Raw genomic sequence first — 24,456 nt, 5'->3', positions numbered from 1 at the left:
TTAAAAAATGCTGCCATAGCTTCTAAAGCTATGGCAGCATTTTTTAGTACGATCATTTATATCAACGTGCAGATGCACATTCATCAACAAGATAAGCGATGGATTGATAACATATACCGCTCTTGGCAGCCAAGCCGACTTCACAAGTACGGCTGTTGGAGTAACCATGTGTACAACCGGAAGGAATTTCTTCATTGAGATGGTCAAGGGCAGATTCGTTCAATTCAGGCAGACTAAAGCCTTTGTCACCAGCAAAACCGCAACAACGAACTCTTTCTGGAATGACTACCTTTGTCGCACAAGCTTCTGCTATGGTGCGGAACTTTTCAATTAAGCCCATCTTTCTGGCACTGCAGGTAACATGAACCATGACAGTTTCATCAGTTTTTTTCAAAGCCAATTTATCAAGCAAGAAATCATGGATGAATTCTACAGTATCATAGATTTTGAGGTGTTCGCCCATTACTTTCTTCATGCGATATACGCAAGGACTGGTGTCGCATAAGATAGGATATTCGCCGTTATTGCTACAGGAGAGCAATAATTTTTCCAACTGTGCGCTCATACGGTCTGCTGTTTCAAACTGGCCTTCACTTTCAAATGGCATACCACAACAATATTTATCCATGTTTTCAGGTAATATTACATCGTAGCCTGCTTTTTGCAGTAATGAAATCATAACATCACCGAGCTGTCTTTGGTCATCGTCATTTTTAGCTGGTCCCATCATACGGGTAACACAGCTTGGATAATACACCACTTTAGGACCTGCAGCATTATTGCGTGAAGTTTTTGGTGTACTGCCGCTTTTCGGCATCCATTTTGTCCAGCGAGGCATTTTACCACCGCTGATATCACGCAGTTTACCTGTTATATATTCCATGGCATGTGTGCCGACTGTCGCATGTGCAATGTTAGCGCCAGTAAGACCAAGTTTTACGACACTGCTGACACCAGCAAAATGATCAGAGATAAAAGCTGCCGTGTTCTTTGCCCGAGGTGTGAGTGCCAAGGAACGTTTATATTTTGTAAAATTACCTGTGTTTATAGAAACTGGACAGGTAGTCTGGCATAAACCATCAACAGCACAGGTTTCGTTGCCGAAAAATTCGTAGTCCTTTTCAAAACGTTTTAACAAAGCCGGATCTTCTTTGGTAGCCTTGAGTCTTGCTATTTCACGCTGTGTGGCAATGCGCTGGCGCGGCGTGAAGGTGAAATTCCGGGAAGGACAATTGACTTCACAATAACCGCATTCAATGCATTTATTGATGATATCGTTTGTAGGCAGCATTGACTTGATGTTTTCGATGAACAAATTCCCGTTTTTAGTAATGATTACATCAGGATTTAAGAGGTTGTCCGGATCGAAAGCTTTCTTTAAACGGGTCATAATGCTATAAGCCTTTTTGCCCCATTCAAATTCAACAAACGGAGCCATATTTCTGCCTGTTCCATGTTCAGCTTTTAAAGAACCAGTGTATTTTTCAACGACAAACGAACAAATGTCTTCGATGAATACTTTATAACGCTCTTTATCTTCCTTAGTATTGAATGCCTGGGTGAAAACAAAATGGACATTACCATCAAGGGCATGACCATAGATAATGCCATCGCCATAGCCATGTGAGTTCATACATTCACGCAGTGTCATAACAGCATCTGCCAGTGTTTCCTTAGGAAAAGCAATATCTTCAATGATTACAGTCGTACCTATTTCACGAATTCCGCCTACAGCAGGGAATATGCCGGCACGTATATTCCAAAGGCGTTCGTATTCTTCTCTTACATCAGTAAACTCGATCGGCATTAACGTGGTCATTGATGAGAGTTTTTCTTTTACCTGGGCAATTTGAGTTGTCAAAGCAGCTTGATTTTCTGCGCGTATTTCTACGAGCAATGCCGCTGCGTTTTTGGGCAGGGTCTTTATATATGAAGGCACACCGGGCCAATCTTCAACAGATTTTAAAGAGATACGGTCAAGTAATTCAGCTGCGGATACAAGCGGTCGATAAAGTTTCATAACAGCCAGGCAGGCATCTCTCATGCTGGGGAAGAACATAAGTGCTGAAGCTTTATATTTATGGTCCAGAACAGTACGGTAAGTGATCTCTACAATGAGAGCAAGTGTTCCTTCTGAGCCAATAAGAAGATGCTTTAAGATATCAAACGGATCATCGTAGTCCACAAAAGCATTAAGACTATAACCGGTAGTATTCTTTATTTTGAATTTATGGGCAATAAGTTCTTTAAGTTCATTATCAGAATGAATTTCATCATGCAAATCCGTCAGTTCCTGTAACATCTTTTTATGGTTGGCATCAGCTGCCCAGCTTTTTCTGGAAGCTGCATCTGCCGTGTCAAGCAGAGAACCATCGGCAAAGACCAGTTTCATATCTTCAACGGTCTTATAGCTGTTATCTGCTGTACCACAGCACATCCCACTGGCGTTGTTAGCGGCCATGCCACCAATACGTGCATAGTTAATGGATGCTGGGTCAGGACCTATTTTACGGGAATAAGGACGTAGATACAAATTAGCTTCTGCTCCTATAATACCAGGTTGCAGAGTGATCTTATCACCATTATTGGTAATAAGGTGATCTTGCCATCCTTCTGAAATTACGACAAGAATGGAATCTGTCAAAGCTTGTCCGCAAAGACTGGTTCCTGCTGCCCTAAAGGTAATAGGCAGTTTTTGTGTTTTCGCTTCTTTTATAAGAACTGATACTTCCTGAAGGTTTCTTACCTTTACTACTACTTTTGGCGTTATATGATATAAGCTTGCATCAACGCTGTAAGCATACGTACGTACAGGATCGATAAAGATTTGTTTCTCTGGTATATGCTGAAGAATATTACGACAAAACGTTTGATATTGTGTAGGCAAATTGGAAAAATCGCTTTTGTCTAGTTTAAATTCCATAAAAGTTCACCCCTGAGTTTAAAGTTTACGACTGGATCGATAATTATCGCTGGGGAACAAAATAATCATTAATCAAAATTATCTATCCAGTATATAATTAAAAATATATTTAATACCTTAATGCTAGTATAATTCCCCTTTGATTCTAAGGTCAAGTGAAAGTTTTTACATAGTTTTTTTATGGCATGAAAAATGTACTTAGGCTGCAAACCAGTAAACAAAAGAATTGGAACGTTTTTGGGGGTGTTCATATAGAAGTAAAATAACAGTTATTTCACCTTTATATAAAAAAAATAAATTAATATATAAAAAAAAATCATATTAAATTGCTCATAGTGATAATAAATTTCCTATAATATACAATAGGAAACTTATTTACTTTGTAATATATTATGATAAAATAGAAGAGCCTGTAAAAAAGGAAGAATCATTTTAAGGAAAGAGATGAGTAAATTGAAGTTAAAATCACAGTCTGTAAAAACAAAACTACTTATATTTGTTCTGCCGATAATTATCATTGGTTTGATAATACTATCAGTAATAGCGTATAAATACATGGGCAATGTTTTACAAGAAACCTTGCTTGATAATGCGACTAAGCAAACGGCGGATGTGAGCCAAAACATAGATGCATGGCTTGATGCACGATTGCTTGAAACGGAACTTACTGCATCGAACCCGGTATCCCGCCATATTGCTGATGATCCTGGAGCAGCCCGGCAAAATAATATATATAGGTTGCAACTTTTGCAAAAAAGATATCCTGGTGTTTATGACAGCGTAAGCTGGGGTAATTTTGACGGTTCTGGCGTCTTGTGGGGACAGGCTTCTGACGGCCCTAAGGAGATGTACAATCAGGAAAAGGCGTGGTATAAGGACGCAATGAGCGGTAATAAAGATTACTTTATATCCTCGCCAGTTATATCACAAGCTACAGGAAAGATCATCTTCAATGCTATTTCTTTGATTAAGGATGATAGCAACAAGAATGTGGGAATGGTCTTAGCGGCTATTTATGTCGATGCTGTAAGCAAAAAGGTAGAAGATTTTAAACTGGGACAACAAGGCTATAGTATCCTTGTCGCCAATGACGGTACATATATTAACAGTCCAGATAAAGACCTGATCATGAAAAAGAAAATTACTGATGGTGACGACAAAGAATTAAGCGGTCTCGGACAAAAAATGCTGACCGGTGAAGCCGGGATGTATCGGTTTACTGATTCGTCGGGAGCAAATAAGATAGCTTTTTATGAACCAGTTCCAACCGCGGGCTGGAGTATGGCGGCTGTCGCTGATGAAAATGAATTCTTTGCACCGGCTAGGCAGGCGCTCAAGATAATGGCAGGAATATCCATAATTATTATTCTGCTGGTATCCTTGTGCGTCTTATGGGCGATACGGCGGCTGCTTAAACCTCTTTTACCGATGCTTGATGAAGTGGATGCTTTGTCGCAGGGCGATTTTGGCAAACGTGCAGCACAGATACATACTGATGACGAAATTGGTGCATTGGCTAAGGCTTTATATTATATGCGTGACAAAGTCAGAAATGTGCTGGTTTCTGTTTGCGAGTCAACAGAAACCTTAGCTGCTTCTGTTGAGCAGATTAATGCGACTACAGAACAATCTGTACAAGCATCAGACCAAGTAGCAAAATCAGTTAGCGATATTGCGGTAAGCGCGACGAGCCAGTTGAAGACGCTCAAGAATGTTGAACAGTCGGCAGTAAATCTGGCAGAAAGGATCCATCATATTTCTGGCAGGGCAGATGGTGCTGTTGTCAAAGGTAAAGAAGCGGAAAAAGCGGTAAATGCAGGTAAAAGTGAAATTGATGAAGCCGTATCGGAAATAAGGCATATTGAAAAAATTACAGAAAAATCAGCAGTGGATGTCAATTCCCTAGGAGAAAGATCCAAGGAAATCGGCAGTATTGTTGATACTATTTCTGCTATAGCTGCACAGACCAACCTGTTGGCGCTAAATGCAGCCATTGAAGCTGCCCGTGCCGGAGAACAAGGCAAAGGATTTGCAGTGGTAGCTGAAGAGGTAAGAAAGCTTGCTGAATCCTCTCAAGCGGCAGCACAGCAGATAGCAGATATTGTAAAGGTTATACAAGCAGATACGGACACTGCAGTTGCCAGTATCCAAAATGGACGTGACCAGGTAAAGATCGGTACTGAAAAGATAGTCAGCACGGAAAAAACTTTTGAAAATATAGCTGGTTTTATTCAGGCGGTATCAGCGCAGATACAGGATATTTCCACAGCGATCAGTGAAATGGATGAGCACAGCAAGATGATTGTAAAACATACCCATACATTGAGAGATGACAGTGAAAAAACCAGTGAAGCGGCAGAAAATGTTTCAGCTGCATCACAAGAACAGTCGGCATCTATGAATGAGATTGCCAATGCCAGCAAATCATTAGCACAGATGGCTGAAAATTTACAGACACAGGTACAAAAGTTTAAAGTCTAGACATAATATAAGCTTTAAAGAATTTTAAACAGCCCCCAGCGTTAGACGCAGAGTCTAATACTGGGGGCTGTCTTTTCTATTACTTTTCTATTGGTGGAATGATACGGCTGATGTTAATACAGCAGCAAAGCTCTTACCGCTGAAAACAGTTAGGGATAAGTCATTGACCACCACATGCAAAATATGATGTCTTATTTTCTGTCCGTCAATATCCTGCGTGTAACTGCCAAGTGCGTCAATTACATAAGGAACATTATCGACTTCACCCAAATACAGCATAACGTGACCGTCCATGAAAAATGCGTCGCCGGGACGACAATTTTTGGCTATGCTGTTATAAATACCGTTTTCATCAAGATCCGTAAAGGGGAAATGCTGTCCTGCTACGGTTTCTTGTTGGTCGGCATTTCGTGGCAGAAAAATGCCTACGGTTCTATACAGGTTGGCGATAAAGCTAGAGCAATCTACGCTGTTTTTGAGTCCGCCCCAGCCATATGGTTCATCTAAGTAATAAAAAGCTTCTTGGATTATATTGTTGCGCGTATATGGCAGGTATCCTTCATGGAGTGAGGCGGCAGAGGTGATAAAGGTGGATTTTTCTTTTAGATTTCCCTGTGCATCGCGTTGTGGAATAATGATGGTGTAACCAAATTTATTCTTTTTGGTGAAAGAAATCCGACTGCCCATTTGGTAAAAAAGCATCTCAGTGCCATTTGTTACTTGATAGGATTTACCAGTTACGGTCAAAAACTTTTGGGGATTCACGTAATTGAGCCATTGCTTGCGATCATTGGTCAGGGCGATATCTGCTGTCGCTACCCAGCCGCTGTAATTATACATCTGTATATAATAATATTGGCCGTCGTTGCTGGTGTGCAGGATCAGCACTGCCTCAGCAGGATCTATAGCTGTTTCTTGCAGACTGTCGAACATACTGGCCTGCGGTTCTTCAAATATGGGATCTGCGGTCGGCAATGTTCTAATACTACTGCGGCGGACTGTCACACCCATACGGACAGAAACTGTATCTGGGATATTTTCTAAACCTCTATTATGTAGTAAATCATCTATTGCTGATTGGCTGAGTGACTGTCCAAATTCATCATATGCTTCATCGGGGACAACTGAAGAAGCCTCTATTATTTGTTTCACGGTATCTCTGGATTCAGTTGTCGGGTAGTCCGCCATGTCTACCATTGCCGGAGAACTTTGCTGTATTGCATGGTTATAAGGCGCTTTTTGCGCCTCTGTAAGAACAAGTGAATCACCATCGGTATTATGCTGCTGCCAGAATGTTGCCGTGCGGAGAGGCCCGTCATTTACAAGACCGTCTGCATTGGCTTTGGGATAAGGAAAGACGGTTAAAATGGTAAAAAAGAGAAAAATAATGATACGAATCGATATTTGCATAGCTGGTCACTTTCCGTTTCTAAGTCTTTTAATGTAATAAATTTTTTATGTTAGGCTTTTTTACAAAAAAATGATGTTGGCATAAGCTGAATTTTGTTTACACCAACATTTATTATAGAACTAAGAATTGTTAAAAATTATTTTTTTTGGAAACGCTTAATTTGTCCTTTGATTAGTTCAGTGTCGTCAAAATAATTTATCCGCATAGCTTTTTTTACAGCGGCCAAAGTTTCGGCGGCGACGGCTTCGGCTTTGACACTGCCTTCCTGTAGCATTTTATATACTGCCGGAATGTCTTTTTCAAATTCAGTGCGGCGTTTTTTTATTGGTTCCAGATATTCCATTAGGATGGCATATAAGAATTTTTTTACCTTAACATCACCGAGGCCGCCTCGCTGATAATGTGCCTTTAATTCGTCGAGATTATTATAGTCCGGCAGATAACGCTTAAAGTGGTCATCGGTGCAAAAGGCATCGAGATAAGTGAAGACGGTATTACCTTCTATTTTTCCAGGGTCAGCTACACGAATATGGTCTGGGTCCGTATACATATTCATTACTTTCTTTTTTATTTCATCGGCAGTTTCTGACAAATAAATGCAATTGCCTATGGATTTACTCATTTTGGCTTTGCCGTCTGTGCCGGGCAGCCGTTGGCAGGTTTCATTGCCGGAAAGTAGAATTTCCGGTTCTGTAAGGGTTTCACCGTAGGTGGTGTTGAACTTGCGTACAATTTCCCTTGTCTGTTCAAGCATAGGCATTTGGTCTTCACCCACGGGAACGGTTGTTGCCTGAAAAGCAGTTATATCGGCAGCTTGGCTGATAGGATAAGTAAAAAAGCCGACAGGGATGCTTGTTTCAAAATTCCTTGCCTGAATTTCGGCTTTTACGGTAGGATTCCTTTGCAGGCGAGAAACTGTGACTAAATTCATATAGTAAAAGGACAGTTCGCATAGTTGGGGAATTTGCGATTGGATAAAGATAACAGACTTTTTAGGATCAAGTCCGCATGCTAGATAATCAAGTGCTACTTCAATAATATTCTGCCGTATCTTTTCTGGATTATCGGCATTATCGGTAAGTGCTTGGGCATCGGCAATCATGATGAAAACTTTGTCATATACACCTGAGTTTTGTAATTGCACACGTTCCCGCAAAGAACCTACATAATGCCCTATATGTAATCTACCGGTAGGGCGGTCGCCAGTTAAAATAATTTTTGCCATCGTTTTCTCCTGTTATAATAAGATTTTATATGTATCAAGGAAACCGGCAGTTGTAATAAACTGTTTTGTATAACAGTTAATCTTAAAGGTCAGCTTCCTAAATCAGCAATATTATATTAAGAAATAATGCTTAGGTACAGATGTACAGTGAATATGCCTCTTGTACAAATTCAAAAATCCTCAATACCATGCCTTTTTATTATATCAGTTTTTTTAATATAGTTCATAGAAAATAATGCAAATTTTTATAACTTGGCATAATGCTCCAGCGAAAAAGGCAGATTATAAAGTGATGGAGTAATCGAGGGCAAATGAATAATTGTTTGCTTTGCGGTTATTATTTACTTCTGCATCAGTTCTTTTTTGGTACCAAGCATAGGAAAAAGCAGCGGTAAGTTGTTGGTTTTTGCTTATATTCTGGGTAAGCTTTATTTCTGTGGAGGGAAGGAAAGAAAAAGGTTCATTATTATCGCGTACTGTACCGAGTTTAGTAGTCCACGACCAAATCCGTTTTTGTGAGTATACAGGCCAGTCACGGCGTAATCCTAAAGCGTAATAGTCATTTTTACTTGGTGTATCATATGCAGGGGAAAATTTGTCATAGCTGCCATGGCTATAATCAAAAAGCAGGGAATCTGCGTATGCGTTTGTGTGTTCAAGCTTATATATACCATTAAAAGAATAGTTTTTATATTGGTTACCATCGGAAAGGTTACTGATATCGTACCCAAGATCTAAAGTTAAACGGTCATTTATATTTTTTTGTAAGCCTAATGCATAAAAGTGTTCATATACATTTTGCAATATGGCACCGGGCGCGTTATGCGGCCGTTTCCCTGAAAAAAATAGTAATTCTGTACTGCTGTCAAATTGATATGAGCTGTTTATTGTAAAGCCATTCATATCAATATCACCTGTATAGTGGTCGTAAGATAAGCCGATTATACCTTTGTCAAATTTATATAAAAGACCACTTGTTTGCAGGTTATAATATGTTTTATACGTTTCATCACTGAGGTGGCGGTTAGTCAATGCGGAGGTGCTGTAGAGGTTTTTAGTCAGATGTTGCAGCGAAGCCAGCCCTATTTGCGTACTGTGTTCATTTTTATAATTGAAATCATTTCCAAAATGGGCTTGTAGTACATTTTTTTTGGAGGGATGGAAGGCATCAACAGTTTTAGCTAAACTGTATAAATCAGTACCAAAGGCTGGAGCAACATCTGTGGGTGTATTTTCAGTAAAAAATGATTCACTGTTTACTGGAATAGCAGGTAGCTGTTTTGCTGTTGGTTGTGCTGGTGGTGCCGCATTGGTTGCGGTTTGGGCGTGTGCAGGAACATTTTCTATAAGACAAAGTCCCAATAAGATAATGAGATAACGGTAGTTGAGCATTTTTAAACATCTCCCATAAAAAATAATTTACTGTTTTTTAGGTACAGCTTTATATAAACAAGCATACATAACCGGCAGAATGAGCAGGGTAAGGATTGTCGCACTGAACAAGCCTGCCCCCATCGCAACGGCCATTGGCCCCCAGAAAATGTTATTCATTAAAGGCAGCATTGCTAAAATAGCGGCAGCAGCAGTCAGTAAAATAGGGCGAAGCCGGTTGACCGCGGCGTTTATGATAGCCTCCCGAAGAGGCTGGCCTTCCTTTTGGAATATATCTATTTGGTCCATTAAAATGACGGAATTGCGAATTATTATACCAAACAATGCCAAAACACCCATTTGCACTACGAACCCCCAAGGTTTTCCTGTTAGTAAAAGCCCGAAGGAGACACCTATAATGCCCATCGGTGCGGTCAACAGGGTAATGAGCATTTTGGGTATACTCTGCAACTGCATCATTAAAAGGACAAGTGTAGCTATTATCATTAACGGGACAGGTTCCAAAAACAGTGCGGAATCAGTAATGCTTTCTTCGGTGGCACCGTCGTATTCAATAGCATATCCGGGTGGCAGCGAATGGCGAAGCTCTTGCAGGCTATTGTAAGTCTTTCGCGTAAGGTCATCGCCATTGGCATCACTGACAGTTTCCGCAGAAATTAACACAGCAGGACGATTATTCCTTCTGTAGATTATTCCATTTTCGTTGGAAAGGCTGATGCGGGCAATTTGCTCCAAGGGGATTGTCTTTCCGTCAGGCAGAGGAACAGCAATGCTGGCAATTTTGTTTACAGAATCAGTAGAAGTGGTATTTAGTTTAAAAATAATAGGTACCGTTCTGTCCTTTTCCTGGTATTCAGAAAGCGTGGTTCCCGACAATGCTGCTTGTAGGGCGTTGCTTAAAGAACTTGTCGTCAGTCCAAGGGCTGTGGCTTTATCCCGGTCAATGCTAAGCTTAATAGATGTATTCTTTTCACTCCAGTTAAGGTTTATATTGCGCAATGATTTTTCAGCACGCATTTTTGTCGCTACTTGCTGGGCGATTTCCTGCACCTTTTTTTCGTCATTGCCAACGACGCGCAGCATTACGGGATAATCGGCAGAAGAACCGGTCACAATGACTTTGGTGTGGACTTTTACATTGGGAAAATTAGCAGTGATAAGTGAAGGCAGCTCGTCTTGTAACTGCTGGCGCGCTTCTACATTTTTGGCAACAATAACAAATTCGGCCAGGTTTGGTTTACTGAGCGCAGGATCGAAGGTGAGCACAAAACGGGGGGCACTTTCACCCGTATGATAGGTAAAATATGAGATATTATTATTTTTTTCCAGATATTTGGCAAAATCGGCAGCAGTCGTTTCAGTGTCTTTTAGAGAAGCACCTGCTGGTAGTTCGAGGCGCACAATTAACTCGGGGCGTGTCGAGGCAGGGAAAAATTCTTCGGGAATATAAGCAAGAATTAATAATGCCATTATAAATAATACACCGGTTATGCAGAGCACACGTTTACGGTAATTTAGGCACCAGGTCAATGCCTTTATGAAAATTTTATATATCTTGTTGGTGTGCAGGTTGGTTTTCGCAATTTTCTTAGGAGCAGCTATGAGATTGTAGCCGGTGAGCGGGGTAACACTGCCAGCGACAATCCAGGAAGTTATAAGGGCGATGGAAATTACATAAAAAATAGAGGCGCAAAACTCTGAGGCACTTCCTTTGGCTAGACTGACAGGGATGAATCCGGCACAGGTGATAAGTGTACCTGTGAGCATCGGTTTGGCAGTTAGGGTATAGGCGGCTGTGGCGGCTTCTGCCCGAGACCAGCCTTCCTCCAGCTTTACGATCATCATTTCTGTAACTATCATGGCATCGTCGACTAAGAGACCTAAAGCGATGATAAGCGCACCTAATGATATGCGCTGTAAATCAATATGGGTTATATACATAATAGTAAACACGACTGCTAATACAAATGGTATGCAAAGAGCAACAACTGTGCCCGAACGAATACCGAGACTTACAAAACTCACAAGGAAAATAATAAAGACGGCTTCGATTAGAGATTCAATAAATTCATGGATGGAGTTATTGACAGTTTCTGCCTGATTAACCGTTTGTTGTAGTTCTAAGCCGGCACTGAGTTGTTTTTGTATACTGGTTATAGAGTTATGGACATCCTTGCCAAATTCAATTATATTTGCGCCTGGCTCCATCGAAACAGCGATACCGACAGCTGGTTTACCCTGATAAAAAAATTTGGGGTCGCTGGGTTCTATATAATCCCGTCTGACTTTGGCGATATCACCAAGGCGGATCATATTTTGGTTGCTGCCCTTGATAGGGAGCTTATTTATGTCTTCTAAATTATGAAATAAACCGTCTACCCGCAAATAAAGATTGGCATCGTTTGTTTCCAGCATACCGGCGGGAAGTGTGCTGTTTTCAGCTTGGATGGCGGTGTTTATGTCGGTTGGCGTAATACCTAACTGGGCAAGTTTTTCATTTTGTATTTCCAAATAGATGCTTTCGGTTTGGACACCGATTAATTCCACCTTTTTTGCATGTGGGACACCAAGCAGTGTTTGGCGTATTTGCTCAGCTTGCTGCCGCAGTTGCTCATAAGTATAACCATCACCAGTAAGTGCGTATATAGTGCCATAGACATCGTCAAAATGGTCGTTGAATTGCGGCGGAGAGGTGCCCGTTGGCAGGCTGCCTTGGATATCTCCGACAAAATTACGTACTTCAAGCCATTTAGACGGAATATCTTTTTTGTCGATAGTATCTTTAAGTTCGACATAAATGATGCTTTGTCCTGGAAGTGAATAGCTTTGCAGGTCTTTTAATCCAGAGAGGTCCTGTAATTTTTTTTCTATTTTGTCTGTGACTTGTTCCTCTGCTTGTTTAGCGGTAGCACCAGGCCATTGCGTCACGATAACCATTTCTTTTATTGTATAATCAGGGTCTTCCATACGTCCCAAATTATAATAGGAAAAACAACCGGCAATGGTCAAAAGGAAGATAAAGAAATATGTGAACTGCCGATGGTGTAATACCCATTCAGACATGTTGAACTTTTTCACGAAACTTCATCTCCTTCTGCGATGGATTCACCTTCATAAAGTTTATTTACACCGGCTGCTGCAATGCAATCACCTGGTGCTAAGCCGCTTAAAATATATACAGTTTTATTGTCATCAGCGGGTTTTCCTAAAGTTACCGGCTGGAATGAGAGCTTATGGTCGCGTATTAACCATACACCGCTGCCTTTATTTTCGGATTGGTAGACTGCTGTCAGCGGAATGCTGATAGCGTTTTGGTCTATAGGCTGGGCTAGGGATAAGGAGGCAGTCATGCCCAATTTGATTGTTGGGGGTGGTTGCAGGAGTGAAGCTCGGATTTTAAAGGTACGTGTGTTATTATCGGCAAAAGGCGTGATTTCCCGGATCGAAGCATTGAGCTTTAAGGCAGGTAAAGCCCAGAAAGTGACTGAGGCATTTTCGCCTACAGATAAGTAAGCAATCTTATCTTCAGGCACATTGAATTCTATTTCGAGGTTGTCCGGTTGGGCTATTGTCGCAATTGGCTGACCCGCTGACACTACTTGTCCCGCTTCAGTTTTGATGGCAGTGATGACACCGTCGTACGGGGCTGTCAGATCACTGTAAGCTAATTGATTGCTGTTTTGCGCGGTCTGTGCTTCGGCTTGCTTGACTGCTGCTACAGCATTTGTGTATTGTTCGTCATATTGATCGTATTCAGCTTTGCTGACGGCGCCTTCTTGGAAAAGCTGGTCATAGCGCTGTTTATTTTTGGCGGCTAATTCTAATTGGGCATGGGCGGATGTTTCTTGGGCCAGCGCGTTTTTTACACTTTGCTGCAAATCGCGTGTATCAATGCTGAATAATACATCACCTTTATGGACGACACTGCCGGATTGGACATTACGGGCAATGATTTTCCCACCAGTCTGAAAAGATAAGTCACTTTCATAGCGGCTGCGCACTTCACCAGAATAAGTAATTGTATTGCCGTCCGGATTTGTTTTTATTGTGAAGGTGTTTATTTTTGTGGGGACAGCAGAAGTTTTGTCATCGTTTTGATTCCTTAAATAATACTTACTTAAACCTAATAGCAGACTACCGGATATTAGAATAATTATGAATAAAATAAAAGATTTCTTATGCTTGAAGAGATAGTTTTTCAGCATATAAAATCACCTCCAAATACATTTGAACAACGTTCAAATAAAACTTATAAAAAACCGCATAAATGCGGTTTTTAGCGGTTGGCGTTGGTATAGATATGGATGCTTTTGTCTTTGCTGGATAGAGTGCTTTCTATGAGTTTTTCAGCCATCCTGATACGTGATGTTAATATACGCGGTGAAGTCCTTTGGTATAATGCCAGCGATAGAAATTCAAGAATCGTAAGAATATAATCAATTGCTGTCGGTATATACGAAACAGAAAATTGTTTTTGTTTTATACCATCTTCAATAATGGCGGTAAGCTTTGGTGAAAGGCCTTCTTCTATGCGCAAAAAAAGCTTTTGTTTCACTTGAAGATTCTGGACGTCATAGATCATGTTTAAAAGCAGGCCGTTTTTATACATAGCTTTTTGGAGAACCATTGAAAGCAGAGAAGCTATTTTTTCGGAAGGGGCTTGTACCGTAGTCTGAATGGTTGAAGCTTCAAATAATAAGACGTTGACATGTTTATCCAGAAGTGTTTCCAGTACATCTTCTTTTGATTTGAAATAATAGTAGAGCATTCCCTGGGCGACGCCTATCTTCTGGGAAATATCACGGATCGTCGTGGAATAATAGCCCTGCACAGCAAAAAGCTGCTCTGCGGCCTCAAGGATTTCGTTCATGCGAGCTTGTGGATCTTTTGTTCTAGCTATATTGCCCACTCCTTTTATACATTTGAATACTGTTCAATTATATGGAGCTGTATTTTATTTGTCAAGCGGATATTTTTTATAACTTAATATATATTTAGAGATTGATTTTTAGGCAGTACATTGCTATCTTTATTTATAGGTTTAATTTTAATATTGGTTCAAAATTAATGTGCAGGTAAAATAAAGAAAGGTGTTTAAGTCATGGAAATTACTGAAAAAGTAAAAACAGGATTAAAAAAAGAAATAAGTGGCAGTGTCACTGAGAAGAATACGGCGATAGCGATGAAAAGCGGCACATTACCCGTTTATGCAACACCGGCAATGATGGCATTGATGGAACAGGCAGCAGCAGAACTTGTTCAGGAATATTTACCGGAAGGTTGGACTTCAGTCGGCATAGCAATGTCAGTTGCGCATACGAGTGCTTCTCCCGTGGGGATGAAAGTGCGCGCCGAAGCAAAAATTACCGCTGTAGACGGACGGAAAATTTCCTATGAAGTGACGGCTTTTGATCAAAGTGGTGAAATCGGCAGAGGAACCCATGAAAGATTTGCAGTGAATGAAGAAAAATTTATGAAAAAGACAAACAGTAAAAAATAATATCCATTGAAATTTGCTATATGGATATGCCATAGATTATATAAAAGCGCTTTCTGTACTCTGGTATTAAAAGAGGGAGAGCGCCCTTTTATAATTATATAGAAATATATTGCCGGTAAATATTTTTGTCTGTAAAATTATTGATAAAGTATGTACTGCTGCCTGATTATTTTAAAATGGGGTTTTGCCTGAGACAGTGATACTAATTAATATAAATGTATAAAGAGTGAAAAGCTGCATAATATACAATAGGGTAAAAACTACATTATGTATATTGTAAAAAAATAAGTTACTATTTTATTTAAAGAATAGTAAAATGATATAATATGATGAAAATACATATGAGTATTAAACGGGTGAAATAAAAGGGCATAGTACAGTGCGCTTTAAATGTTTTTTCAGGAGGAAATATGACATTTGCACACAGGCTGAACTTGTTATTTATTGTCTTTATGCTTCTAGGCTGCGTAATCCAGTTCTTGATATTCGATAGAAATTTTTTAGAGCATACTAATTTTATGATGCTGGAGATAAGCAGACAGACAGCCAAGAGTAATAGTGAGCAGATAGAAAAAAGATTTACCGCAATATGCAGTATTTTGGATAGAATTTCAGCAGATGAGAAAATCATGGACGATAAGGATATTCTTGACGAAATTAAAAGAGTTACTCCGGATATAGATACCTTAATGTTTCTAGATGAAAAGGGAGAAATTACCGCAATATCCGGTGAGCAGGGTATAGTAACAGCGGCTGATCTGCAAAAGACGAAATATCTTGAAGAAACGAAGCAGCGAAAAGAATATATAAGTAATGTCCATACGACAGAATCGGGACAACGGGTAATTTATATTTCGGTGCCGATTATAAGAAATGGCGATGTTGTCGGTGCAGTAGTCGGCGTAATGAAATTATCCGGAGAAAGGATGAATGCTTTTTTTGCGGGCAGTGTTTCCAATGTTGAACAATATACAGTGATTCTCGACGCCAATGGAGAGGCTGTTTGTGGTTCTGAAAGAGGGCAAATGGAGGCAAGAAACAAACTGGTTGATAGTTTACGCGGCGAAAGCGGTTCAAAAATGACGCGGGATGCAGCTGGCGAAAAACGTTTTACCGGTTACAGCAAGATTGGCAGGACAGGCTGGATTATTCTTGTCAATACGCCTGTAGCGGATATTATAAAAAATAGGGATCTTGTTGTCTATGAAATGATCATGCTATTTATTTTAGAAAATATAATATTCATTACGATAGCAATGTATATTATAAAGCGCTATACAAAATCGATGAACCAATTATTAGAAGCTTTTAATTCACTGAAAAAGGGGAATTATAAAAAGTTAAAAGAAAGCGATTATAAAGAGGAATTTCGTAAAATAGTCGAAATTTATAATGCTGTACTCAAGAAAATAACTGTTGAGCGCAGTACTCTTTCGAAGGAAGCGAATATAGACGAACTCACAGGTGCTTATAACCGGCGGGCATTTGATAAAGTCTTGCAGATTATCGATGGTGAAGTACAAGAAAAAGCTACAAAAGAAGTAGGTTTTCTCCTGCTTGATTTGGATCATTTTAAAGAGCATAATGACAGCCAGGGACATCTTTTTGGTGATAAAATTTTGCATGATGCCGTAGCTATAATGAAAGAAACTGTGGGAGAACGAAATGTTTTTCGCTTTGGTGGTGATGAATTTGCTATAATAAAGAGAAATATTAAGGAAGGGGAGTTGTTAGAGGCCGCTGAAAATATACGCTTAAAAATAAAAGAGAGAATTTCTGGTTGTACAATAAGTATCGGCGCATCTTTGCTGCCGATTGACACACAAGCTGTGCATGACCTCTTACCAATGGCTGACAGAGCTCTTTATATAAGTAAGCTCCATAGGAACATGGTAACTATTTATCATGAGATGTTAGGAGAAGACGATGAAATTTGATCTGAATAATTTTTTACTTGCCGTGTCATTCGCGCTGGATTATGTAGAGCGGGACATCTTCGGAGTTCCCTTGAATCATGGTAAGCGTGTAGCATATACTTCTTTAATGATCGGCAGGCAGCTAGGGATGGCTGAAGACGATTTGGCTGACCTTGTTTCACTGGCAGTACTCCATGACAATGGACTCAGTGAATATATAGCCAATAAACGTCCCCAAAAAAAGGTGAAGCTTGAGAATATAAAAGCACATTGCACTATAGGCGAGAGAAATGTCAAGAACTATCCATTCTTGCGCAATGAAAGAGATGTTATTTTATATCATCATGAAAAAATTGACGGGTCAGGGCTTTTCCATCTGAGGGGTGCAAAAATTCCTTTTAAATCACAAATAATAGGTTTTGCAGATTATATAGATATTAGGTTTGCTGCGAATAAAATGTATGGGGCTTATAATGATAAAGTTAGGGAGATCGTCAATACACTAAAAAATAGAAAGTTCCACGCGTCTATCTGTGATGCCTTTTTGCGAGAGATTACGAAAACTCGCTATCGTTTGGACCAGGAACCAGAAAATATTGAAGAAGCAATAAGGCGATATACACCTGAAAAGTTTTTGGATTTAGATTATAAAGAGATACGCGGCATGTCAATGATCTTCTCTAAAATTATTGATGCGAAGTCGAAATTTACCAGCAGACATTCTAAAGGGCTTTCCGAAAAAGCGGGGATGATGGCAGCCTTTTATAAATATGGTGAAGAAGAAACGATTAAATTACATATTGCGGCAGATCTGCATGACTTGGGGAAATTGTTGATATCAAATGATATTTTGGAGGCGGAGAGAAAGCTTACAGACGATGAGTTTGCTAAAATACAGTCACATACATATTATACAAGAGTGTCATTAAGTAAGATAAGCGGTTTTAAAGAGATCACTGAATGGGCGGCAAACCATCATGAGAAACTGAATGGAAAGGGATATCCTTATGGGCTGACGGCAAAGGATCTCGATTTTAATTCACGGCTGTTGGGATGTCTGGATATTTACCAAGCCTTGACGGAAGAAAGACCATATCGTTCCGGTATGGGGCATTGTGAGGTAATGCCGATTCTTTATAATATGGCAAATGAAGGTTTTATTGATAAAGTGATAGTGGCGGATATTGATAAAGTATTTGGCAGTACGGATAAGTAAAGCAGAGGAGCAATGGGTAAACCAATGCAGGAGAAAATAAGAAATCGGTTGCAACAGATGGCTGAAATAAAATATCGCGCTTTTTCCGCAAAGCTGTTACCGGGTGTTGACAATATTTTAGGTGTACGTGTTCCTTTGCTGCGCAAGCTGGCAAGAGAAGTGAGCAGAGGAGACTGGCAAGATTATCTGGCAGTAACACAAGATAAGTATTTTGAGGAAACAATGCTGCGCGGTATGGTTATCGGCTATGCCGAATGTACGCTGGAAAAAAGATTAGAGTACATAAAAAATTTTCTCCCCCAAATAAATAATTGGTCAGTATGTGACAGTTTTTGCACAAGCCTTACTTTTACCATACAGTATAGGCCGGATATGTGGTGTTTTATTCAACCGTATATATTTTCTGCACATGAATACGAGGTTAGGTTTGCTGCTGTTATGATGCTTGAATATTATATTGATGAAACATATATAAATGATGTACTGGCAGCCTTAGATAAGATTGGCCACGCTGGATATTATGCGAAAATGGCGGCAGCGTGGGCTGTGTCTGCTTGTTATATTAAGCTGCCTGAGCTTACCCTGCCGTATTTGCAGAACAATAAGCTTGATGATTTTACATATAATAAAGCATTACAGAAAATTACAGAATCACTGCAAGTCGGTGAGCAGGAAAAGAATAAAATAAAAAAGATGAAACGTAAAAAATAAGCGGGTATGTATTTCAAATTAGGGAATTTAGTTATGGTATTTTTATTGTGGAGATAATGAGTAGAGGTGCTTATAAATGCATTTTAGAGTTAGAAGGATATTTTTAATTTTGACGGCGTTGTTCATTTTTACGACGCAGTCTGTTTGGGCGTTTAGCTTAATAAGTGATGATTCGGAGCAGATTATCAAGGATACATGGGATGCGCAGACCCTTGAGCAGATCCAAGACGGTGTAGTGGCTGTGCCACAGTCAGTTGTCAACAATTATTTGCAGTCGGTGCTGAGTGATTATCCGGCTATAAAAAGTGCAGAGGTTTCGATTCATCCAGATAATCGGATAGAAGCAAATATTGATACGGCTAAATCGGGGAAAGTGGTTTTAGAAGGAACTATTACTAAATTTGTACAAAATAAAGATACTTCCTCTATGACCGTCCATATTGATAAAAAGGAAATGGTAGACCAGCCTGTGACATCATGGTTTTTTTCTAATATGAGTGTTGGTCTTTTAACGAAGATGTTTGGCAATCCACTTAATGATAATAAATATGGCATAAAGACAGATATTGACGGCAACAATATAACTATTGATTTTAAACCTTTTATTGAACAATCACCGTTGGAAAGTGTCCAGGTAATGGGGAATAGCCTTGTCGATGCGGTTAATGTGGACAGTGTTTCTACAGATGAAGGAATACTATATCTACATACATCCTTTGATGCCGGTAATGTAGCGTTTAACGCTATTAAAAGCTTTCTTTAAAGATCACACTGTTAAAATAAAACTGCCCTCCTTTTCTTTTGCTGAAAAGGAGGGCAGTTTTTTATGGCTTAGTTTGGTATTTTTTGACGGTATTCGCTGGGAGTTTGTTGAAAAAGTTCTTTAAAAGCTCTGGAAAAAGTAGAATAATCACGAAAGCCGCAGTCAAAACATATCTTGGTAAGCGAAAGGTCAGAATGCAGTAAAGTACGTGCCTGTAAAAGTCTTTTGCTGGTAATGTATTGATGGATGCTGTAGCCGGTTGCGGTCTTAAAACGGCGCATCATATGAAATTTGCTTATGAAAAATTTTTCGGCCAATGAGTCAATTGAGAGTTCGTCAAAAAGATTATCGTTAATATATTTTAAGATTGGCAGGATTTTTTTGTCATAGACAGCAAAATGCATATCATCAATTTCATGACTGAGCAGGGCGCGATTTAGTAAGATCATAAATTCAATAAAAAGGATTTCGCTATAGAGGTCACTGGCAAATCCTTTTGCATGGAAGTTACGTTCAAGTTTTTCTAAGTGATAGAGGAGGTCATGGCTTTTTCCGGGGGTCAGGTGCATAACGCTGGAATGCTGGGCGGCAGATGAAAAACAGCGTGCCAGATCTTCATTGGCATGAGAATATTTTTGCAGGTATTCTGGAGAAATATATATTACTATGCGTTCGTAAAGCTTGTTACCAGTTGCGGTCGGGCGATGTATTTCACCTGCGCTGACAAAAATTATATCCCGTGGCAGTAAAGGATAAGATTTACCTTCGATGGTGTAAGTGACTTCGCCGCTGATGAAAATGATTATTTTGTGGAAAGAATGATAATGGAATTTTAACGGGCTGAGATAATCCTTTATGCGAAATATCTTAAATTGTTGAACGAGATAACCTCTTTTTTCGTAATTTGCCATTGCTGTATTTTCCTCAATAAATTTTTACATATAATAATTTCTTTTATTATAAAGCAGTTTTTGCAATATAAAAAGCATATTTAGCATTTTACTTGTGTATATTGCTTGGTATACTAGACATAATAAATCAGGAGGTGATTATAAAATGCAGGTTGTTATGAATTTTATATTAGAAGGAATTGAATATATGGTATATGAAACACACGGGTATGTACCAGGCCCTGCTGGTATAGAATTGCTCGGTAGTCGCAGATACGGTCTTGGCGCCGATCGCATATTGCTTTTGAGCAATGTGCAAAAGCAAACTGTTTTTGAAGTATTTACTTCTGATGGAGAGGCTGCGGCGGCATCTGAAAAGGATTATTTAATTCTCAAATATTATTTAGAGCAGAATGTTTTGGGTAAAGATACGGCTCAAGACAGACTGCTTGATACTGATGTGGTGAAAAATATATATGATGTTGCCGGAACAGATATTTTAAGCTGCGAAGTTCATTTGACGGACAATTTTATTGGCAGGATGCAGGCGGCTGATGATAAGCAGAGTAATGCTTCTGCCATGGAAAATAAAAGCGCATAATAAAATAGGCGAAATTAATGGTTGGCATTATTTATATAGAGGCATTGTACGCATAGAGAACGGCATTTAACTGAAAAATTTTTAACTTGTCTTGATAATATCTAGACAGACTGCTATAATACAAATTGATAATTTTAAAATGCGGTGATGGAGTTCACCGGAAACCCTGCTTGCGCAGTAATGACTCCTACCAATTTATGGTAGGGGTTTTTTTATTGCTTAAAATGGTTAATTCTTTGTAAAAAAATTATGGCAAGCAGTTAAAGAATGGGATTTATATAGTAAAAATTTATGGTTGATGGGGTGGAAATATGTTGGCAATTATTTTGGTCGCGATTGGTGGGTCAATAGGTTCGGTGCTGCGGTATTTGATATCGAAATGGGCTGCTGAAAAGATAGATTTTACACTGCCCTATGGAACATTTATTGTCAATATCGTGGGGTGTTTTATAATAGGCTTTTTTATGACGATGGTTACTGAGCGTGTGGTAGTCAGTCCTTATTGGCGTTTATTTGTAACAGTCGGTTTTGTCGGTGGATTAACAACTTTTTCATCATTTAGTTATGAAAGTATACAATTGCTATTGCAGTCAAATTTCTTTCAAGGATTTTGCAATATAGGTGGAAATATCATAATAGGTCTTTTCGCCACGTGGTTGGGAATTAGTGCTGCCAGATTGATTTGAAGTAAATTTATGTCGTTGTATTTGATTGAAATTATATCTAAATAGCTGGAATGGCATAAATGAATCATATTATAAATTTTTATCATATGATATAATAAAAGCAATTTGGAAGATGAGAATAAGAAAACAGCGGGAGGGTGAATATGGGAGTATTCGATATAATCGGACCGGTAATGATCGGACCGTCTAGTTCGCATACGGCAGGAGCTGCCAGAATAGGACTGCTTTCGCGTTATATATTGAAGGAAGAACCGGTAAAGGCGGATATAACTTTTTATGGTTCATTTGCAAAGACTTATTGTGGACATGGCACTGATAAAGCTGTCATCGCAGGACTTTTAGGCTGTGGGGCAGATGATCCGGCGATACGCAATGCCTATGAACTTGCTGCGGAAAAAAAATTGACGATAAAAATAAGGACGTCTGATGAAGATGTACAGCATCCTAATACGGTAAAAATAAATTTATTTGGCATAGATGGCAAGACTATGGAAATAGTTGGTGTTTCATTGGGCGGCGGAAAGGTTTCGATTCGTAAGATAAACGGTTTTATGGCAGATATAAGCGGTGAAACATATACGCTTCTGACTGTTTATAATGACCAGAGCGGAGTGGTGCCATTGGTTTCGTCTTTTCTGTCGAAAAATGATATCAATATATCACAGATGCGTGTATTCCGAAAAGGGAAGCATCAGCAGGCGGTCATGATCATAGATACGGATAGCAGGGTACCGGACGCTGTTGTGGAAGAGATAAATGCATTGAAGATAATGAAGTCTGTTATAGCAATTGATCCTTTGCGGTAAGATAAGAAATCATTTTTGGGAGATAGTTTATGTTTGAATATGCTACGGTAGCAGATTTATTGAATTTGGCCGAAAAATATAATACCTCGCTGGCACAGATTGTACTGCGTAGAGAAGCAGAAGAATACGAAATGGAAGAACAGCAGGTAATAGAAAAAATGCGGCAGCGGTTGAGAATTTGTGCCGATTCGATAAAAGAGGGCTTATATGACGACCGCTTGTCCGTGAGCGGAATGGTAGGGCGTGATGCGGTCAAAATAGAAAATATGGAACCTCTTTTATTGGGGAATATAGCGCATAGAGCGTTATTATATGCATTGGCTGTAAGTGAGGGTAATGCCAAGATGCATAAGATAGTAGCTTGTCCTACTGCCGGTTCCTGTGGAATAGTACCGGCGGCTGTTTTTGCTGCTGGTGAAGCCAAAGGCGCCAGCAAGGAAAAATATTGCAACGCATTTTTTACAGCTGCGGGTATAGGCAACATTATAGCGAAGAACGCATGTGTAGCAGGCGCAGTTGGTGGCTGCCAGGCAGAATGCGGCACGGCGGCTGCAATGGCGGCCGCGGCAGTTGTCGATATTTTAGACGGTACGAATGTGCAGGCAGCCCAGGCCGCGACATTGGCTTTGAAGAATACGCTGGGGCTTGTTTGTGATCCTGTAGCCGAATTAGTGGAAGTCCCTTGTGTAAAAAGAAATGGTTTTTATGCAGTCCATGCATTAACGGCAGCAGAAATGGCTATGGCCGGAGTGAAAAGCTTTATTCCCCCTGATGAAGTCATAGCTGCTATGTATGAAATTGGCAGAATGATACCGGTCGCCTTACGGGAAACATCTGAGGGCGGGCTGGCGAAAACACCTACGGCAAGAGGTATGCAGAATAAATTACAGAAACGGCAGAATCGCTGAGCTGTAAATTATACTAAATTCTGTATATGGAGATAAAGGATATTATGACACCAGTAATAATTGCGGTTTGTGCGTTTATAATAGATACAATCATTGGTGATCCGCAGAGCAGGCTGCATCCTGTGGCATTGATGGGAAACCTTGTGAGTATATTGGAACGTGCTTTAAGATGGGACCAGCAGGGAAAATATTTGAAGATAGCAGCGGGAACTATATTTGCCTTGATATTGCTTACTATTGCTTATGGTTTGGGCTGGCTTATTGTTTGGGCCATGGATGTATCGACTTTTGCATGGTGGGTTCGGGTATTTATTGAAGCTTTGCTTTTGAGTTTTATGATTTCACCGAAATCGCTGATGCAGGCGGGACAAGAGGTAATATACAGTTTACAGCGCGACGATCTGCTCGGGGCGAGGGAAAAGGTGCACTGCATCGTCGGCCGTGATGTTGAAAATATGGATGAACCGGAGATTGTCAGGGCAACGGTTGAAACTATTGCTGAGAATACTACTGATGGTATAATTTCGCCTTTGTTTTATTTTTTTATCGGCGGTTTGCCTTTGGCAATTTTATATCGCATGGCGAATACGTTGGACTCAATGGTCGGTTATAAGAATGAAAAATATTTGTATTTTGGGAAAGTATCGGCACGTATTGATGATCTTTTAAATTTGGTACCCGCACGTATAACGGGAATTTTAATTGTCGTGGCAGCGGCAATTTTACATTTTGATTATAGAATGGCATGGAAAATGCTTATACGGGATGCCAGAAAACATCCAAGTCCCAATGGTGGTTTTTCAGAAGCGGCCGTGGCAGGAGCGCTTAATGTAAGATTAGGCGGCAAAAACTTTTATTTTGGTTTGCCGCATTTTCGGGCTTATATGGGGGATGCGCTGCAAAAGTTGTGTGCACGCCATATTGTCGCCGCAACACAAATAATGTATACGGTAACGGTATTGTTTATTGCTTTAGTGATTGTATTAATGCCGGTTGTGCCGACTTGGTGGCATCAAGGATTTTAAGA

At 39.8% G+C, this 24,456-nt stretch carries 19 protein-coding genes and 1 riboswitch; of the genes, 11 read left to right on the top strand and 8 right to left on the bottom strand.

All coding sequences use genetic code 11. The features are described from left to right. Positions 1-61 precede the first annotated feature (61 nt). Positions 62-2,923: an FAD-binding and (Fe-S)-binding domain-containing protein gene (locus EDC37_RS03345; RefSeq protein WP_132547919.1), complete on the bottom strand. Its 2,862-nt coding sequence runs from the start codon at positions 2,921-2,923 to the stop codon at positions 62-64. 453 nt (positions 2,924-3,376) lie between these two features. Between EDC37_RS03345 and EDC37_RS03340 the strand changes: the two genes are divergently transcribed. Next, positions 3,377-5,404 carry a methyl-accepting chemotaxis protein gene (locus EDC37_RS03340; RefSeq protein WP_414153134.1) on the top strand — a complete coding sequence of 676 codons (2,028 nt, stop codon included), beginning with the start codon at positions 3,377-3,379 and terminating at the stop codon, positions 5,402-5,404. 87 nt (positions 5,405-5,491) lie between these two features. Here EDC37_RS03340 and EDC37_RS03335 read toward each other — a convergent pair whose 3' ends face one another. The 6 genes from EDC37_RS03335 to EDC37_RS03310 form a co-directional block, all read right to left on the bottom strand. Beyond that, complete coding sequence (locus EDC37_RS03335) at positions 5,492-6,814, bottom strand: C40 family peptidase (protein ID WP_132547915.1); 1,323 nt, start codon at positions 6,812-6,814, stop codon at positions 5,492-5,494. A 137-nt stretch (positions 6,815-6,951) separates the two neighbouring features. Next, positions 6,952-8,040 (bottom strand): tryptophan--tRNA ligase, encoded by a 1,089-nt coding sequence (trpS, locus tag EDC37_RS03330; protein ID WP_132547913.1) that lies wholly within the window; start codon positions 8,038-8,040, stop codon positions 6,952-6,954. A 282-nt stretch (positions 8,041-8,322) separates the two neighbouring features. Beyond that, positions 8,323-9,432: a hypothetical protein gene (locus EDC37_RS03325; protein WP_132547911.1), complete on the bottom strand. Its 1,110-nt coding sequence runs from the start codon at positions 9,430-9,432 to the stop codon at positions 8,323-8,325. 27 nt (positions 9,433-9,459) lie between these two features. Continuing rightward, positions 9,460-12,510 carry an efflux RND transporter permease subunit gene (locus tag EDC37_RS03320; RefSeq protein WP_132547909.1) on the bottom strand — a complete coding sequence of 1,017 codons (3,051 nt, stop codon included), beginning with the start codon at positions 12,508-12,510 and terminating at the stop codon, positions 9,460-9,462. Further along, positions 12,507-13,637, bottom strand: coding sequence for an efflux RND transporter periplasmic adaptor subunit (locus EDC37_RS03315; protein ID WP_132547907.1), 1,131 nt, complete (start codon positions 13,635-13,637; stop codon positions 12,507-12,509). Before EDC37_RS03315 ends, EDC37_RS03320 begins: the two co-directional genes overlap by 4 nt. A gap of 71 nt (positions 13,638-13,708) precedes the next feature. After that, positions 13,709-14,302 (bottom strand): TetR/AcrR family transcriptional regulator, encoded by a 594-nt coding sequence (locus tag EDC37_RS03310; RefSeq protein ID WP_231040066.1) that lies wholly within the window; start codon positions 14,300-14,302, stop codon positions 13,709-13,711. 231 nt (positions 14,303-14,533) lie between these two features. On the opposite strand from EDC37_RS03310, the gene EDC37_RS03305 reads away from it, so the two are divergent. The 5 genes from EDC37_RS03305 to EDC37_RS03285 all read left to right on the top strand — a co-directional run bounded on the left by EDC37_RS03305 (position 14,534) and on the right by EDC37_RS03285 (position 19,538). Further along, positions 14,534-14,932 (top strand): thioesterase family protein, encoded by a 399-nt coding sequence (locus EDC37_RS03305; protein WP_132547905.1) that lies wholly within the window; start codon positions 14,534-14,536, stop codon positions 14,930-14,932. 410 nt (positions 14,933-15,342) lie between these two features. Continuing rightward, positions 15,343-16,869 (top strand): sensor domain-containing diguanylate cyclase, encoded by a 1,527-nt coding sequence (locus tag EDC37_RS03300; protein ID WP_132547903.1) that lies wholly within the window; start codon positions 15,343-15,345, stop codon positions 16,867-16,869. Beyond that, positions 16,859-18,064 carry an HD-GYP domain-containing protein gene (locus EDC37_RS03295; RefSeq protein ID WP_132547901.1) on the top strand — a complete coding sequence of 402 codons (1,206 nt, stop codon included), beginning with the start codon at positions 16,859-16,861 and terminating at the stop codon, positions 18,062-18,064. Before EDC37_RS03300 ends, EDC37_RS03295 begins: the two co-directional genes overlap by 11 nt. A gap of 12 nt (positions 18,065-18,076) precedes the next feature. Beyond that, positions 18,077-18,775 (top strand): DNA alkylation repair protein, encoded by a 699-nt coding sequence (locus EDC37_RS03290; RefSeq protein ID WP_231040067.1) that lies wholly within the window; start codon positions 18,077-18,079, stop codon positions 18,773-18,775. Positions 18,776-18,851: 76 nt separating this feature from the next. After that, entirely contained in the window at positions 18,852-19,538 is a 687-nt protein-coding gene (locus EDC37_RS03285; RefSeq protein WP_132547899.1) for a hypothetical protein, read from the top strand. Positions 19,539-19,606: 68 nt separating this feature from the next. On the opposite strand, the gene EDC37_RS03280 is transcribed toward EDC37_RS03285, so the two are convergent. Continuing rightward, the gene (locus tag EDC37_RS03280; RefSeq protein ID WP_132547897.1) at positions 19,607-20,449 is read right to left on the bottom strand and encodes an AraC family transcriptional regulator; all 843 of its coding nucleotides are present in this window, start codon (positions 20,447-20,449) and stop codon (positions 19,607-19,609) included. Positions 20,450-20,594: 145 nt separating this feature from the next. On the opposite strand from EDC37_RS03280, the gene EDC37_RS03275 reads away from it, so the two are divergent. The 5 genes from EDC37_RS03275 (at position 20,595) to cbiB (ending at position 24,454) form a co-directional block, all read left to right on the top strand. Then, a complete protein-coding gene (locus EDC37_RS03275) occupies positions 20,595-21,029 on the top strand; it encodes a hypothetical protein (RefSeq protein ID WP_132547895.1) in 435 nt (144 codons plus the stop codon). A gap of 134 nt (positions 21,030-21,163) precedes the next feature. Further along, positions 21,164-21,226: riboswitch (Fluoride riboswitch) on the top strand. 114 nt (positions 21,227-21,340) lie between these two features. Further along, entirely contained in the window at positions 21,341-21,715 is a 375-nt protein-coding gene (gene crcB / locus EDC37_RS03270; RefSeq protein WP_132547893.1) for a fluoride efflux transporter CrcB, read from the top strand. Between the two features lie 143 nt (positions 21,716-21,858). Continuing rightward, the gene (sdaAB, locus tag EDC37_RS03265) at positions 21,859-22,521 is read left to right on the top strand and encodes an L-serine ammonia-lyase, iron-sulfur-dependent subunit beta (protein WP_132547891.1); all 663 of its coding nucleotides are present in this window, start codon (positions 21,859-21,861) and stop codon (positions 22,519-22,521) included. A 29-nt stretch (positions 22,522-22,550) separates the two neighbouring features. Continuing rightward, the gene (sdaAA, locus tag EDC37_RS03260) at positions 22,551-23,429 is read left to right on the top strand and encodes an L-serine ammonia-lyase, iron-sulfur-dependent, subunit alpha (RefSeq protein WP_132547889.1); all 879 of its coding nucleotides are present in this window, start codon (positions 22,551-22,553) and stop codon (positions 23,427-23,429) included. A 44-nt stretch (positions 23,430-23,473) separates the two neighbouring features. Continuing rightward, positions 23,474-24,454: an adenosylcobinamide-phosphate synthase CbiB gene (gene cbiB / locus EDC37_RS03255; protein WP_132547887.1), complete on the top strand. Its 981-nt coding sequence runs from the start codon at positions 23,474-23,476 to the stop codon at positions 24,452-24,454. The last annotated feature ends 2 nt before the right edge of the window (positions 24,455-24,456 follow it).

It is taken from the genome of Pectinatus cerevisiiphilus (assembly GCF_004341685.1).
Taxonomy (GTDB): Bacteria; Bacillota; Negativicutes; order Selenomonadales; family Selenomonadaceae; genus Pectinatus; species Pectinatus cerevisiiphilus.
The sequence above is the reverse complement of the archived record's forward strand: the minus strand, read 5'-3'. Positions and strand labels throughout refer to the sequence as shown.